This is a genomic window from Actinoplanes sp. NPDC051475 (assembly GCF_040689425.1).
Classification (GTDB): domain Bacteria; phylum Actinomycetota; class Actinomycetes; order Mycobacteriales; family Micromonosporaceae; genus Actinoplanes.
The window spans coordinates 138727-151524 of sequence record NZ_JBFAZZ010000008.1 but is presented as its reverse complement, the minus strand read 5'-3'; the positions used below and the strand labels follow the sequence as shown (position 1 = coordinate 151524).

The following is a 12798-nucleotide window of genomic DNA, read 5'->3' as shown; positions in this document are numbered from 1 at the left end:
CGGGGACCGGGGATCTTGGGCTGGGGGCCTGAGTCCGGGGGCCTGAGGATGGGGGCCTGAGCCCGGGTGGCCTGAGCCCGGGTGGCCTGAGCCCGGGTGGCCTGAGTCCGGGTGGCCTGAGTCCGGGTGGCCTGAGTCCGGGTGGCCTGAGTCCGGGTGGCCTGAGTCCGGGTGGCCTGAGTCCGGGGGGCCTGAGGCTGGGGGGCCTGAGGCCCTTGGGGTCGGGGGCCCTGGGCCATTGGGTCGGGGGCCCTGGGGTCGGGACCTGGGGCCGGGGCTGGTTGGGTGGTCGGTTTCATTTGCTCGGCGTCGGCGTCGGCGTGGGCGTGGGCGTGGGCTTCCAGTTGCTCCGCAAGCGCGTCTTGCTCACGCGTTGACGCCTCTCGGTCAAGATCCGTGAGGCGTTAGGGTGCGCGCATGCCGAAGTTCTCCGCGACCGGGGCGTTCGTCACTCCGACGCGCCGACTTTCAACCTGCGTGGGGCTGCTCATCGTGGGCGTCCTCGTGGGTGGGCTGCTCACGTGGCATTTGCGCTATCCCCACACCGTTTCGGCCGAGCGGCTTACCGGCACGGTGTCGTGGTCGAATCAAGAGACCCGGCTCATCGCCTTCGAAGAGGACGGCAAACCGCAGGATCCTGAGGGCGACCAGACCTTCTACAACGTCATAGCCGACGACTTGAACTTTCCGAGTTGCCTGGTCGGGACCTCCGACGAACCAGTGCGACAGGATCAGCGCCGGGTTGAGGTGGAAGCCGTCCATCAGGCCCTCGACGGACAGCAACGAGTCCACTTTGCGGTATCCGTGCGATGCCTCGGATGACCGTGTAGCCGGATCACGTTCGAGCCATCAAGATCTAACAGGCACTTGGCGCCAGAGCCGACAACCAGCACCACTTGTTGACCACCGCCGAGGCAGCGCGAAGTCCGCACAGGTTTGAGTCACTCCCCGTAGACGTGACTGCGATGGCGTCCGACGGGTCGATGCGCACGTCGAGACCGCCGGCGGGCGAGCGCCGACCCGATAGCGTGGCGGCCCGCAAGCCGGCAACGGACGAGAGGGATCGTGGAACCGAAGCTGATCGACTGGATCCTGCCGGGGTTGGTGCTGGCGATCTGGATGCTGTCGTGGTGGGCCGGCACCCGCCGGTTCCGGCTGTGGTTCGCGCTGCTGGCACCGTTCGCTTGCACCCTTGGTCTCATCCTCGGGCTGATCGGGGCCGGTTCCCAGGCTGACGGCTCATGCTCTTCGTCCTGCGCGGGCGGCGCTGTGCAGCGGTGGGCGGCCGATTTCGACTCCCCGTCAGCGAGCGTCGTTTGGCTTCAGGCGAGCTCGCGGCTGGCGCTCTTCGTCGCGGTGGTGTTGACCGTCCTGACCCTGGTCGTCGAGTACATCCTCTTGGTGCTGCGAGACCGGCGCAGGAACGATCGCATCAACTGAGCGCGCATCGCCCCCGGTGATGCCTTGCCCAGTGACGGTTGTTTCCGCCGTCGTGGGTAAGCGAAAAAGCCCGGCACAGCTGGATGGATGCTGCCGCGTTCGCGGTGCAGAAACGCCGCGGGTCCCCTCTGGTGGGTCTGGGGAGAACGGCCTGGGGCGCCGTGAGGTGTCCGGCCACGGTGTTGCGGTTGGGACGGTGTGTGGCCGTACCGTCGAAGTCAGGTGTTTTGTTTGATGCGGTTGGTCAGTTCGGCGATCTGGTTGTAAAGCGACCGGCGCTCGGCCATGTGCTGGCGGATTTTGCGGTCCGCGTGCATGACCGTGGTGTGGTCGCGGCCGCCGAAGGCTTGGCCGATGCGGGGCAGGGACAGGTCTGTCAGTTCTCGGCAGAGGTACATGGCGACCTGGCGGGCGTTGACCAGGACTCGGGAGCGGGAGTGGCCTCTCAGGTCCTCGAGGCTCACGCCGAAGTAGTCCGCGGTCGAGACCATGATCTGGTCGGCGGTGATCTCCGGGCCGGCGCCGTCGGGCATGAAGTCGCGGAGGACTTCCTCGGCGAGTGACAGCTGGACCGTGCTGCGGGTGAGGCTGGCGAATGCCGTCACCCGGATGAGGGCGCCCTCGAGCTCTCGGATGGAGTTGGAAACTCGGCTGGCGATGAATTCGAGGACGTCGTCCGGGGCGTACATGCGCTCCTGGGCGGCCTTTTTCTGCAGGATCGCGATGCGGGTCTCGAGGTCCGGGGGCTGGATGTCGGCCAGCAGGCCCCATTCGAAGCGGGTGCGCATGCGGTCTTCGAGGGTGGCCAGCTGGCGCGGGGAGCGGTCCGAGCTGATCACGATCTGCTTGTTGGCGTTGTGGAGGGTATTGAAGGTGTGGAAGAACTCCTCCTGCGTGCGCTCGCGGTTCTCCAGGAACTGGATGTCGTCGATCAGGAGGATGTCGACGTCGCGGTAGCGGCGCTGGAAGGCCTGGGTCTTGTCGTCGCGCAGGCTGTTGATGAAGTCGTTGGTGAATTCCTCGGTGGAGACGTAGCGCACGCTGCGGGCGTGACCGAGGGTCGTCGCATAGTGGCCGATCGCGTGCAGCAGGTGGGTCTTGCCGAGGCCGGAGCTGCCGTAGATGAACAGCGGGTTGTAGGCCTTCGCCGGGGACTCCGCGACCGCGACTGCCGCCGCGTGGGCGAAGCGGTTCGAGGAGCCGATGACGAACGTCTCGAACATGTACTTCGGGTTGAGACGGTTGCCGTCGTTGCCGCCCGGGCGCGCCCCGGACTGGGCGCCGCGCATGTCGACCGGGGTACGGCCCGGGCCGTTGTCACCGCCGTGGCGCATCTGCAGCGTGTCGTCGCGGCGGTCCTGGCCGATCAGCGTCGGGCGGTCGTCGGGGCGGCGCTGGTTGTCGCGGAGCTGGGACGGCTCGGTGGCCATGCGGTGGCCGGCCGCCTCGTTCGGGTTCTCCGGGAAGTGCGGGAGCTGGCGCGGCGGCTCCGCCTTCGGCTTCTTTTCCTCCGTCACGGAGGCTTTGACCGGCTCCGGGAAGAGCGCGTCCTGGCTGTCGCGCGCCGCCGGCACGCTGCGAGGAAACGGCGCCTGCGCCGACCCGGTCGGCGCATCGGTCGGCTCGTAAGTCTCCGTGTACGCGGTGGGCTGTGGATAACGATCCGGGTACGCCGGGGGCGGGGCGTCCGCGTAATGCGCAGGTGGCTGCGTCGACGGCTCGGGCGGCGGGCTGCCGTACACCGTGCCCGGGCGGCCGGAGCCGTCCTCGGGCGGGCGGACCGTCACAGCGACCTGGATCGGGCGGCCCAGCCGGCGGGAGAGCGCCTCGGTTATCGCCAGGCGCAGGCGGGACTCGATCACATCCCGGGTGTACGTGTCCGGGACGGAGAGCAGCGCTGTGTCCTCAACTATGGCGCGCAGGCGGGTCAGCCGCAGGTACGCACGCTGCTGCGCGGACGCGATCTCGTCCGCCAGCTCGTCCGTCGCCGCAGCCCAGACCCCGCCAAGGTCGACCGTGTCGGCCACCGCCGCGCCACCCCCATCACCACCGTTCCCGGTGGCCTTGTCCGGCTTCCGCCCTTGCCTGCCGTCACCCGTACGGGCGACGGACCGGCTCCCCCCAACCCAGCACATTCAACGTGCTGAACATGCACGGCGCCACCGGCTGTCCACAGGTTATCCACAACCTGTGCACTGTTCGGTGGTCGCTACCCGGCCGGTTGGTCGGCAGACTTCCCGGAGCCTGTGCTGGCGCGGGAAAACAGGCTCACCGTGCCGAACGATTCACCGCCCTGTCGGTTCCTCTCGGGTCCCGGCGGGGGCGGTGTGCGAACAGCGCTGAAGACCAGCAAACGGGCACGCTAACAGCGCGGCCGTGTCCGCATCAACTGCCGGTACCCACCGCGGGCGCACCTGGCACGAAAAGATTCATTCCGTACGCGGGACGACCGGCGTGAGTGACGAACCGTACCCCACCTCGGCGTGCCGCCCCGCGGATAGTTGACCACCGCTGCACCCCTGCGTAGGGTCGAGCGGTTGCTCCGCCGCGCTCTGCTAAAGTGGCGTCTTGCAGCCGATGCCCCCTGGACGTAGTACGAAGACGGAGTTCTGACGTGAGCAAGCGCACCTATCAGCCGAACAACCGCCGGCGCGCCAAGACCCACGGTTTCCGGCTGCGCATGCGCACCCGGGCCGGCCGCGCCATCCTTTCCTCCCGCCGCACCAAGGGCCGCGGCAAGCTGTCGGCCTGAGCCGACGCCTGCCGGGGTCGGATGCCAGGTAGTCGTGCTGGCCGCTGCGCAACGACTGCGGCGTAGCACCGACTTCGCCGCAGCGGTCCGCGGCGGCCGCCGAGCCGGTCGCGGCACCGTGGTGGTCCACCTGCTCGTCGATGAGCCGGCGCAAGCCTCTGAGGCGCGCGCCGGCTTTGTCGTGTCCAAGGCGGTGGGCAACGCGGTCGTCCGCAACAAGGTCCGCCGCCGGCTGCGCCACCTGGTGCGTCCGCGGCTGGACTCGCTCCCGCCGGGCGCGTCGCTGGTGGTCCGGGCACTCCCCGCCGCCGCGACCGCATCGTTCGAGAAGCTCGGCACGGATCTCGACGCGGCTCTCGCCGCTGCGCGCGCACCGCGGAGGCGGCGATGACACCGCTTGCCCGCCTGCTGACCGCGGCGATCGTCGCGTACCGTCGTTATGTGAGCCCGGCTCTGCCGGCCCGCTGTCGGTTCTACCCCTCGTGCAGCGCGTACGCCCAAGAGGCGCTCGCCAAGCACGGCGCGCTCCACGGGACCGGCTTGGCGATCTGGCGGCTGCTGCGCTGCCACCCTTTCCACCCTGGCGGGTTCGACCCGGTGCCCGATCCGATCCGTCACCGTCCTGCCGATGTGACTGGAGCATGAATTGAGTCTCGACTGGATCTACTACGGCATTTCGTGGATCCTCCTGCGCTGGCATGCCCTCTGGGACACCATCGGCATCCCCGAGGGCCGGGTGCTCGGCACCAACTGGGCCTGGATCCTTTCGATCGTCTTCCTGGTGGTGACGCTGCGCGTCATCCTGTTCCCGGTCTTCGTGAAGCAGATCAAGTCCCAGCGGGCCATGCAGGCATTGCAGCCCAAGGTCAAGGAGCTGCAGGAGAAGCACAAGGGTGACCGGGAGACGCTCCAGAAGGAAATGATGGAGCTCTACAAGGTCGAGAAGGCCAACCCGCTGATGGGCTGCCTCCCGATGTTCCTGCAGATCCCCGTCTTCCTCGGCCTGTTCCACGTGCTGCGCCGGCTCAACCCGGAGAACCCGCGGCCCACGCTGTACGGCTGGACCGCCGATCAGTTCCGGGACGCGACCCACTCCGCGCTGTTCACCACCCCGCTGCCGGCCAAGTTCGGCTCGACGCCCGCCGAGCTGACCCAGCTCGGCGCCCACAGCGGCGTCACGGTGAAGATCATCGCCGGCATCCTGGTCCTCACGATGATGGCGACCACGTACCTCACCAGCCGCCAGATGATCCTCAAGACCGGCTGGGCCGAGGACCCGCAGCAGAAGATGATCCAGCGCCTGATGCTGTACGGCATCCCGCTGTCGCTGCTCGTATCCGGCTCGCTGTTCCCCATCGGCGTGGTCATCTACTGGGTCACGAACAACATGTTCAGCCTGGCCCAGCAGCAGTGGGTGCTCCGCAAGTTCCCGCCGCCGCAGATGGCCGGCCGATCCGGCGGCTCGACGGCCCGCCCGGCAGCCGGTGGCGCCGCCAAGAACGGCTCGAAGAACCCGGTGCAGCCCGCCAACCGTGGCCTGTTCGGCCGCAAGCAGGCGGAGCCCGAGGCGCAGACCCCGGTCGTCGACACCAAGGCCCTCGCCCCGAAGCCCGGCGCGAAACCGGTCAACCCCAAGAAGGGCGCCAGACCGGCGAACAAGCCCAAGGGATGACGCAGCAGCGGCCCGGACCGTCGTCCGGGCCGCGCGCGGCCCTCGCCAGGGCGGCGACAAAGACCTCCCCGGACCGGCGAACGGACGCCGCCGGTACGGGAAACAGCGGACCGAGCGGGTCCGGCCCGAGAGTACGGAGATGAGACCGTGACCGACACCAGCACTCCCAGCACCGAGGAGACGACCGCCGCCACCGCGGAGTCGACCGGTACGGAGGAGACCAAGAAGTCGGAGAGCGTGGCCTCCGACTCCGACCTGTTCCGGCAGAGCGAGATCGCCGCCGACTACGTGGAGGGGCTGCTCGACATCCTCGACTACGACGGCGACATCGACGAGCTCGTGTCGGCGGGCCGCCCGATGGTCGAGGTCGTCGGCGGCCGCCTCCAGCCGCTCGTCGGCCAGCGCGGCGCCACGCTGGAGGCGCTGCAGGAGCTGACCCGCCTGGCGATCTTCCGCGCGACCGGCTCGCCCAGCCGGCTGCTGCTCGACATCGGCGGATACCGCGCCAGCCGCCGCAAGGAGCTGACGGCGGTGGCCCGAAATGCCGTGGAGAAGGTCAAGGAGCACGGGGATGCCGTGCGGCTGGAGCCGATGTCCGCGTTCGAGCGGAAGTGCGTTCATGACGTGGTGAATGCGATGTCCGGGGTGGAGAGCGAGTCCGAGGGCGTGGAGCCGAACCGTCGTATTGTCGTGCGGCCGGCGGACTGATTTCGGTTATGAGTGAACCCCGCTTCGGCGTGGGGGGCGGCGGCTCGGGTGCTGGGGTGCCCGGGCCGCTTTCGTCTCCCTCGGCTGGTTCTTTCTCGTCTTCTGGTTGTTCTGCTTTGCCGTTGGGCTGTTCGTCGGCCTCTTCTTCTCCCCCGCCGGGTTCGCTTCCCGAGTCGTTGCCGGGTTCTTCGTCGGCGTCTACTTCCGCTTCGTCGCCTGGTTCCTTGCCGGCTTCGCCTACCTCGCCGGCTTCCCCGGCTTCCAGGCGTGCTTCGCCGGCTTCCCCGGCTTCCAGGCGTGCTTCGCCGGCTTCGGTGCCCGCTTCGTTGCCGGCGGAGCATCGTGCTGCCGCGGAAGCGGTCTTCGGTGACCGTCTGGCCTTGGCCGGACGGTACGCCGAGCTGTTGGCCACGGACGGCGTGGTGCGCGGGTTGATCGGTCCCCGGGAGGCGCCCCGGCTGTGGGAACGTCACCTGATTAACTGTGGCGTTATGGCCGAAATGATCCCTATCGGCGCTTCGGTGACTGACGTGGGGTCTGGTGCCGGTTTGCCCGGTATCGTGCTGGCAGTGGCCCGGCCTGATTTAACGATCACCCTGGTCGAGCCGCTGGCACGACGTACCGCTTTCCTGTCCGAAGCGGTGACAGCGCTCGGCCTCGACGCGACCGTCACGGTCGTACGGGGACGAGCGGAAGATCTCGCCGGTGGACCCCCCGCCCCCGCCGATGTCGTCACCGCCCGCGCTGTGGCGCCGCTGGACCGGCTCGCCGGATGGTGCCTGCCCCTCACCGCCGTCGGCGGCCGTCTCGTAGCGCTCAAGGGCGCTTCGGCGGAGGACGAGGTGGCGGAGCACCACCAGGCGATTGCCCGTCTCGGTGGTGGCGAGCCGATCGTCCGGCTCTGCGGGGTTGGTCTCATCGACCCGCCGTCCACGGTTGTGGAGATCGTGCGGGAACGCGACGTGGTGGCATCACGGCCGAGGCCGTCCAAGCGGGCGGCCGCCCCGGGCCGGTCCGCCGGCGACGCCGGCGGGCGCGGTTCCGGGAACAGGAGATCGCGGAGGAGATAGATGGCCAGGCGGGGCGCGCGGAAACGTACCGGGAAACTCCCACGACCCGCGCCTGGGCCTGCTCCTTCGCCATCGCGGGTCGGGGTCGGGTCGACCGGGTCGCGGGGCGGCGCGCCTGAAGCGGCATCGGTTGGGTCCGTTGCACCGCCGTCGTCCGGTGCGGCGTCCCGCGCGGCGGCGGCTGTCGTGGCTGCGGAGCCTTCAGGGGTCGTTGCGGCGCCTTCTCCCATCATTGCGCCACATGGTGTGGACGGCGATTCAGTTGCTTCTGCGTCGTCGGCTTTGGCCGGGTCGTCCGTAGCTGCGTCGTCTGTTGCGCCGTCTGTTGTTGCGTCGCCTGCGGTTGCGACGGCTGCTGTTACGGCGCCTGCGGTTGCGGCGGTTGCTGTTACGGCGCCTGCTGTTACAACGCCTGCTGTTGCGAGGGCTGCCGTTGCGACGGCTGCGGTTCCGACGGGTCCCGTTGCGACGGCCAGCGTGATTGGGTCGCCTGCTGGTGCTGAGTTGGTGTATTGCCTTGCGGCTGCTTCCGGCGCCAAGCCGCGTCCCGGTGCTGGGTCGGACTCCGCCCCCGAGTCGTCGAGTGATGCTGAGTCACCTACTGGCGTGGAGATCAATTCCATCGCCAAGTCGCCTGCCGGTGCTACTTGGCCGCTGCCAGCTCGAACCTCCGCCGCGGCCGCCATTCCCGACCCACCCCGCGTCGCGTCGGCCACTCCACCCGCCGCCCCAGCGCATCTTCACCGGAGGGCTTCACCGCCGGACTCGTCCATCGCGCCCGCTCCGCGGTCGGGACCCGTTCCCCCTCGCGAGCCCGTCGTTTCACCCGCTCGGCGGTCGGCTTCCGGACTCGGTTGGCCTGGTTCCTTCCGGATGTACGGCGGTAGGCTCCGCCTCCTACCCGGATTCATGGTCTTCGAGGCGTCCCCAATCCTGACGGTCTGGACTCATCAGGCGGACAACCGTGGCAACGCTCGCCCGACGGCCGTAGGCTGGCCGCGCGTCGATAGTGTGGACCGGACGGCGGGCATGAATGCACCGCCGTTTCCTGCCGGACCGCACGCTCGCGGTGCCGACTCAATCCAACCAGGCAGGGATAAAACGGTGCATGAGCATGGCAGGGGCCCTGATGGCGACCCCGGCTGGGACGAGGTTTCACGTGAAACCGATCCATACGCCGGCTCCGATCGGAGTGTGAGCTTGAGTGTGAGCTTCAACAGTGGGGAGCAGGGCGTGCCTCAGCCACGTGCCGGAAACGGTGGGCAGGTGTACGGAACGCCGGTGAACCCTGACGTCGCGTCGGCCGATTCCCGGCGCCTCGCTCCGGCGCCTCGAACGGAACCGTCGGCTGCGCCGGTGGCGGGGTCTGCCTCCGTACCGTCGGCGGCCCCGAGATCCGCTCCGCCCGACGGGTCCGGGTCGGGGGCTTCACCCGTACCGTCGGCGGCTCCGCGATCTTCCCCACCCGGCGCGTCCGCGGCGGGCTCTGCGCCCGTACCGTCTTCTGGTATGAGCACGCAGCATGGCGGGGACTACGCAGCCCAGCCCACCCCGGCGCCCCCGGTTTCTGCTCCCCCCACCTCCGCGCCGCCCGCGTCGGGCCCGTCCGTGGCCGTGTCGGCGGAGCCGACGCCGGACGGCGCGACCTCAGGCGAGCATGTTTCACGTGAAACGCCGACCCGGGATGAGGACGATCCGCCCCTGGCCATGGAAGCGTTGCGAGCTGTGCAGATCCTCAATCCGAGCGGCGAGATCACCATGCCCCGGCCCGACCATCCGCGGGTCCTTTGCGTGGCAAACCAGAAGGGCGGCGTGGGAAAGACGACCACGACCGTGAACCTCGCGGTGGCCCTCGCGCTGCACGGCAACCGAGTCCTCGTCGTCGACCTGGACCCGCAGGGCAACGCGTCAACGGGACTGAACGTGCCCCACCACGCCGGCGTGCCCGACGTGTACGACTGCCTGATCGACAACGTGCCCCTCGCCGAGGTGGCGCAGCCCGTGGAGGGCATTCCCAACCTGTTCTGCGTACCGGCGACGATCGACCTCGCCGGCGCGGAGATCGAGCTCGTCTCCGTCGTCGCGCGCGAATCCCGCCTCGCGCGGGCGATCCAGGCGCACCCCGAGAAGTTCGACTACGTGTTCATCGACTGCCCGCCGTCGCTCGGCCTGCTGACGGTCAACGCCCTCTGCGCGGCGCAGGAGGTCCTGATCCCGATCCAGTGCGAGTACTACGCGCTGGAGGGCCTGAACCAGCTGATCAACAACATCAACCTGGTACGGCAGCACCTCAATCCCACGCTCGACGTCTCCACAATCTTGCTGACCATGTACGACCGCCGTACCCGTCTCGCGGACGCGGTCGAGCAGGACGTCCGCAATCACTTCGGCGCCAAGGTGCTCGAGGCGGTGATTCCCCGCAACGTACGAGTGTCGGAGGCACCCAGCTACGGCCAGTCCGTGATGACCTACGATCCGGGTTCGCGGGGCGCTACGAGCTACTTCGAGGCGGCACTGGAACTCGCTATGCGCGGCGTCAACACGGGAGGCACGGCATGAAGAACCGTCCACGGGGTGGCCTCGGCCGCGGCCTGGGGGCCCTGATCCCCACAGCGCCGACGGCCGGTGCCGCGGTCGCTGACGAGCCACCGCCTCCGGTCGCCGCGCCGGCGCCTGCCCAATTCTCGGCCCCGGCGGAGCCCCCGAGGCCCGAGCCTGAGGCCGCCACTCCCCCAGAGCCGGCCCCGAGCGAGCCGGTCGACGAGGGCCTCGCGCCCGTACCGGGTGCGCGCTTCGCCGAGCTTCCCGTCACGGCGATCGTCCCCAACCCGAAGCAGCCGCGTCACGTCTTCGACGAGGAGGCATTGGAGGAACTCAAGACCTCGATCCAGGAGGTCGGCTTCCTCCAACCGATCGTCGTCCGTGACATCGGCGATGGTAACTACGAACTCGTCATGGGTGAGCGCCGCTGGCGTGCCGCTCAGGCAGTCGGCAAGGAAACCATCCCGGCGATCGTCCGCGAAACCCGCGACGACGCCATGCTCCGAGACGCGCTGCTCGAGAACATCCACCGCGCCAACCTCAACCCCCTGGAAGAGGCGGCCGCCTACCAGCAGTTGCTGGAGGAGTTCGGCGCGACGCACGAGGAGCTGGCGCGGCGGATCGGCCGCAGCCGCCCGCAGATCTCGAACACCATCAGGCTTCTCAACCTGCCGGCACCGGTCCAGCGCCGAGTAGCGGCCGGCGTTCTGTCGGCGGGTCACGCGCGGGCGCTGCTCGGCCTCGAGGACGGCGACGCCCAAGAGCAGCTCGCACTTCGGATCGTGGCCGAGGGTCTTTCGGTACGGGCAACAGAAGAGCTGGTGTCCCTCGCCATCGCGGACGGCCCGGCGAAGAAGTCGGCCCCGGCCCGACGGCCGAAGGTCCACGCGCCGGCATTGAATGATCTGGCCGAGCGACTGTCGGATCGGTTCGACACACGCGTCAAGGTCGACATCGGCCGGAACAAGGGCAAGATCACGATCGAGTTCGCGACGGTTGATGACCTTGAGCGGATAGTGGGGATGATCGGCGTAGAGGACGAAGGCGCGGGGTCTTCAGAGTGAGCCGTTCCGGTCGGCCCGCGGGTTGACCGGGTGCCGCGTGGCGGGCGGCATGCACGATGACGGACAGGCACGTGAGACTGGCGGATCACGTGCCTTCTTCATGTCCGGCGGCGAGTGGTTGTCTGATCTTGCCTTGCGGGACCGTTTCGCGGGCCAGCTCCGGTTCTGTCAGAACGATTCTCCTGGGATTTTGAATCAGCCCGGTTTGCCGGTTGCCCCCAAATCGAACGCCCGATTTCGCCGTTTTTCCGTTTCGGACTCGGCGGGAGCGGGCGACCCGACGACTAACATGAAAGTTGATCGTCTTCCGCTCCATGTGGGAGTCGTCCCCGTGACCTTGCGACCTCTCCGATCTCGCTTCGCTGCATCACGCCGCGGCGTCCCGAAGAAATACCGTGATGCCGGACGGTTCCTGACTAGGCGCCAGCCTGCTTCCCAGGTGACTCGTTGATTCCTCGAAGCTGCTGCTGCTGCTGCTGCTGCTGCTGCTGCCGCCCGGGCGGTCGGGCGGGCCGTCCCGCTCGAGCGCATCCCCGCGACAGCGATCGGTTCTCGATCTCATCGCGTGGTGGCGCTGGAAGTACGTAGGCAGACTCGCCCCGTCCGCAGAGGCGGCGGACGCCATCGGCCTCGCGGATGTATGACCCCAGTGGGCTGTGAAGCTATAGCCCGATCTCGTCGAGGGCCCTGCGCCGCCAGTTGGCGGCGGGGGTGGTCGTGCTAGCCGCCAGCTTCCGCTCGTCGGCATAGTCGGTTGCCGGCGGGTGCCCTTGGAGCTGGCTGGCGTGCCCGTAGCAAGACGACTTCGCCCTGATGTGTTGCCCGGCTCTCATAGCTCAGCTCCGACGTGCATGCCGAGGGTGTCGGCGACGCCGAGCCTTGCGGCTTCGGCGCGAACGGCACTACCGCCTCGGCTTGATGCCTCCTTCGGAATCCATGGGTGCTCTGAGGGCAGAGCATGCTGGCCACCACTATCGGCGGCCGGTGCTGTGCTGCCGTGTTCTACACAGTGACTCAGCCTTCCAGGGCTCTAGTGGGGTCGCGCGGCCGCCGGCTTTCGCCTCTGGTGACATGCGGCTGCGGCTAGCCTCGTAAGCCGATCTCCCATCGGAGCAAGCGATGCCGGACCGCCCGCTAAGAGATAGCTGCCGTTCCACGTGGAACGGATGGCGGGCCGATGCCCACGAGGCCGGCCATGGGCCGCTCCCGCTCTCTTGGCTGCAGACCTGACAGACGTGGCTAGGAGCATGCTTCGTGTGGCCTATGAATGTCGCCGCCGGCTGAGGGCAGGGAGGCCCGGGCTGACTGAGTGGATCAAGCCGGCCCCGCATGGCGTTGACGGGAGGCGCTTCCCCGTCGCGATGTGCGGCAACTTTGGGAAGACCACTCGCCGAAAGAACGAGAGCGAAGTCGCCTTGCTGTTTCACGTGAAACCGATGTCACCATTCCCCGGAGCCCGGAGCCCGGAGCCCGGAGCCCGGAGCCCGGAGCCCGGAGCCCGGAGCCCGGAGCCCGGAGCCCGGAGCCCGGAGCCCGGAGCCCGGAGCCCGC

Annotated in this window: 12 protein-coding genes; 11 read left to right on the top strand and 1 reads right to left on the bottom strand. The window is 68.7% G+C overall.

Going from position 1 to position 12798, the window contains the following annotated elements; translation table 11 throughout:
• The first annotated feature begins 417 nt into the window (after positions 1 to 417).
• Complete coding sequence (locus AB0368_RS18305) at positions 418 to 822, top strand: hypothetical protein (protein ID WP_366155053.1); 405 nt, start codon at positions 418 to 420, stop codon at positions 820 to 822.
• Positions 823 to 1065: 243 nt separating this feature from the next.
• Positions 1066 to 1440, top strand: coding sequence for a hypothetical protein (locus AB0368_RS18300; protein WP_366155052.1), 375 nt, complete (start codon positions 1066 to 1068; stop codon positions 1438 to 1440).
• A 218-nt stretch (positions 1441 to 1658) separates the two neighbouring features.
• On the opposite strand, the gene dnaA is transcribed toward AB0368_RS18300, so the two are convergent.
• Positions 1659 to 3467, bottom strand: coding sequence for a chromosomal replication initiator protein DnaA (gene dnaA, locus AB0368_RS18295; RefSeq protein ID WP_366155051.1), 1809 nt, complete (start codon positions 3465 to 3467; stop codon positions 1659 to 1661).
• 587 nt (positions 3468 to 4054) lie between these two features.
• On the opposite strand from dnaA, the gene rpmH reads away from it, so the two are divergent.
• The 9 genes from rpmH to AB0368_RS18250 all read left to right on the top strand — a co-directional run bounded on the left by rpmH (position 4055) and on the right by AB0368_RS18250 (position 11247).
• Positions 4055 to 4192 (top strand): 50S ribosomal protein L34, encoded by a 138-nt coding sequence (gene rpmH / locus AB0368_RS18290; protein WP_106128710.1) that lies wholly within the window; start codon positions 4055 to 4057, stop codon positions 4190 to 4192.
• Positions 4193 to 4226: 34 nt separating this feature from the next.
• The gene (gene rnpA / locus AB0368_RS18285; protein WP_366155050.1) at positions 4227 to 4583 is read left to right on the top strand and encodes a ribonuclease P protein component; all 357 of its coding nucleotides are present in this window, start codon (positions 4227 to 4229) and stop codon (positions 4581 to 4583) included.
• A complete protein-coding gene (yidD, locus tag AB0368_RS18280) occupies positions 4580 to 4837 on the top strand; it encodes a membrane protein insertion efficiency factor YidD (RefSeq protein WP_366155048.1) in 258 nt (85 codons plus the stop codon). The genes rnpA and yidD overlap by 4 nt, the downstream gene beginning before the upstream one ends.
• Position 4838: 1 nt before the next feature.
• A complete protein-coding gene (gene yidC / locus AB0368_RS18275; protein ID WP_366155046.1) occupies positions 4839 to 5864 on the top strand; it encodes a membrane protein insertase YidC in 1026 nt (341 codons plus the stop codon).
• A gap of 147 nt (positions 5865 to 6011) precedes the next feature.
• Positions 6012 to 6572: a R3H domain-containing nucleic acid-binding protein gene (locus tag AB0368_RS18270; protein ID WP_366155044.1), complete on the top strand. Its 561-nt coding sequence runs from the start codon at positions 6012 to 6014 to the stop codon at positions 6570 to 6572.
• A 106-nt stretch (positions 6573 to 6678) separates the two neighbouring features.
• Complete coding sequence (locus tag AB0368_RS18265; protein ID WP_366155043.1) at positions 6679 to 6942, top strand: hypothetical protein; 264 nt, start codon at positions 6679 to 6681, stop codon at positions 6940 to 6942.
• Entirely contained in the window at positions 6887 to 7642 is a 756-nt protein-coding gene (rsmG, locus tag AB0368_RS18260) for a 16S rRNA (guanine(527)-N(7))-methyltransferase RsmG (protein WP_366155042.1), read from the top strand. The genes AB0368_RS18265 and rsmG overlap by 56 nt, the downstream gene beginning before the upstream one ends.
• 1509 nt (positions 7643 to 9151) lie before the next feature.
• On the top strand, positions 9152 to 10201 hold the full coding sequence (locus AB0368_RS18255; RefSeq protein ID WP_366155041.1) for an AAA family ATPase: 1050 nt from the start codon (positions 9152 to 9154) through the stop codon (positions 10199 to 10201).
• Positions 10198 to 11247, top strand: coding sequence for a ParB/RepB/Spo0J family partition protein (locus AB0368_RS18250; RefSeq protein ID WP_366155040.1), 1050 nt, complete (start codon positions 10198 to 10200; stop codon positions 11245 to 11247). Before AB0368_RS18255 ends, AB0368_RS18250 begins: the two co-directional genes overlap by 4 nt.
• The last annotated feature ends 1551 nt before the right edge of the window (positions 11248 to 12798 follow it).

Bases quoted from the DNA above. Each gene is read 5' to 3' on its own strand.
- AB0368_RS18305 (WP_366155053.1), top strand. From the start codon at position 418: ATGCCGAAGTTCTCCGCGACCGGGGCGTTCGTCACTCCGACGCGCCGA.
- yidD (WP_366155048.1), top strand. From the start codon at position 4,580: ATGACACCGCTTGCCCGCCTGCTGACCGCGGCGATCGTCGCGTACCGT.
- AB0368_RS18255 (WP_366155041.1), top strand. From the start codon at position 9,152: ATGAGCACGCAGCATGGCGGGGACTACGCAGCCCAGCCCACCCCGGCG.
- AB0368_RS18250 (WP_366155040.1), top strand. From the start codon at position 10,198: ATGAAGAACCGTCCACGGGGTGGCCTCGGCCGCGGCCTGGGGGCCCTG.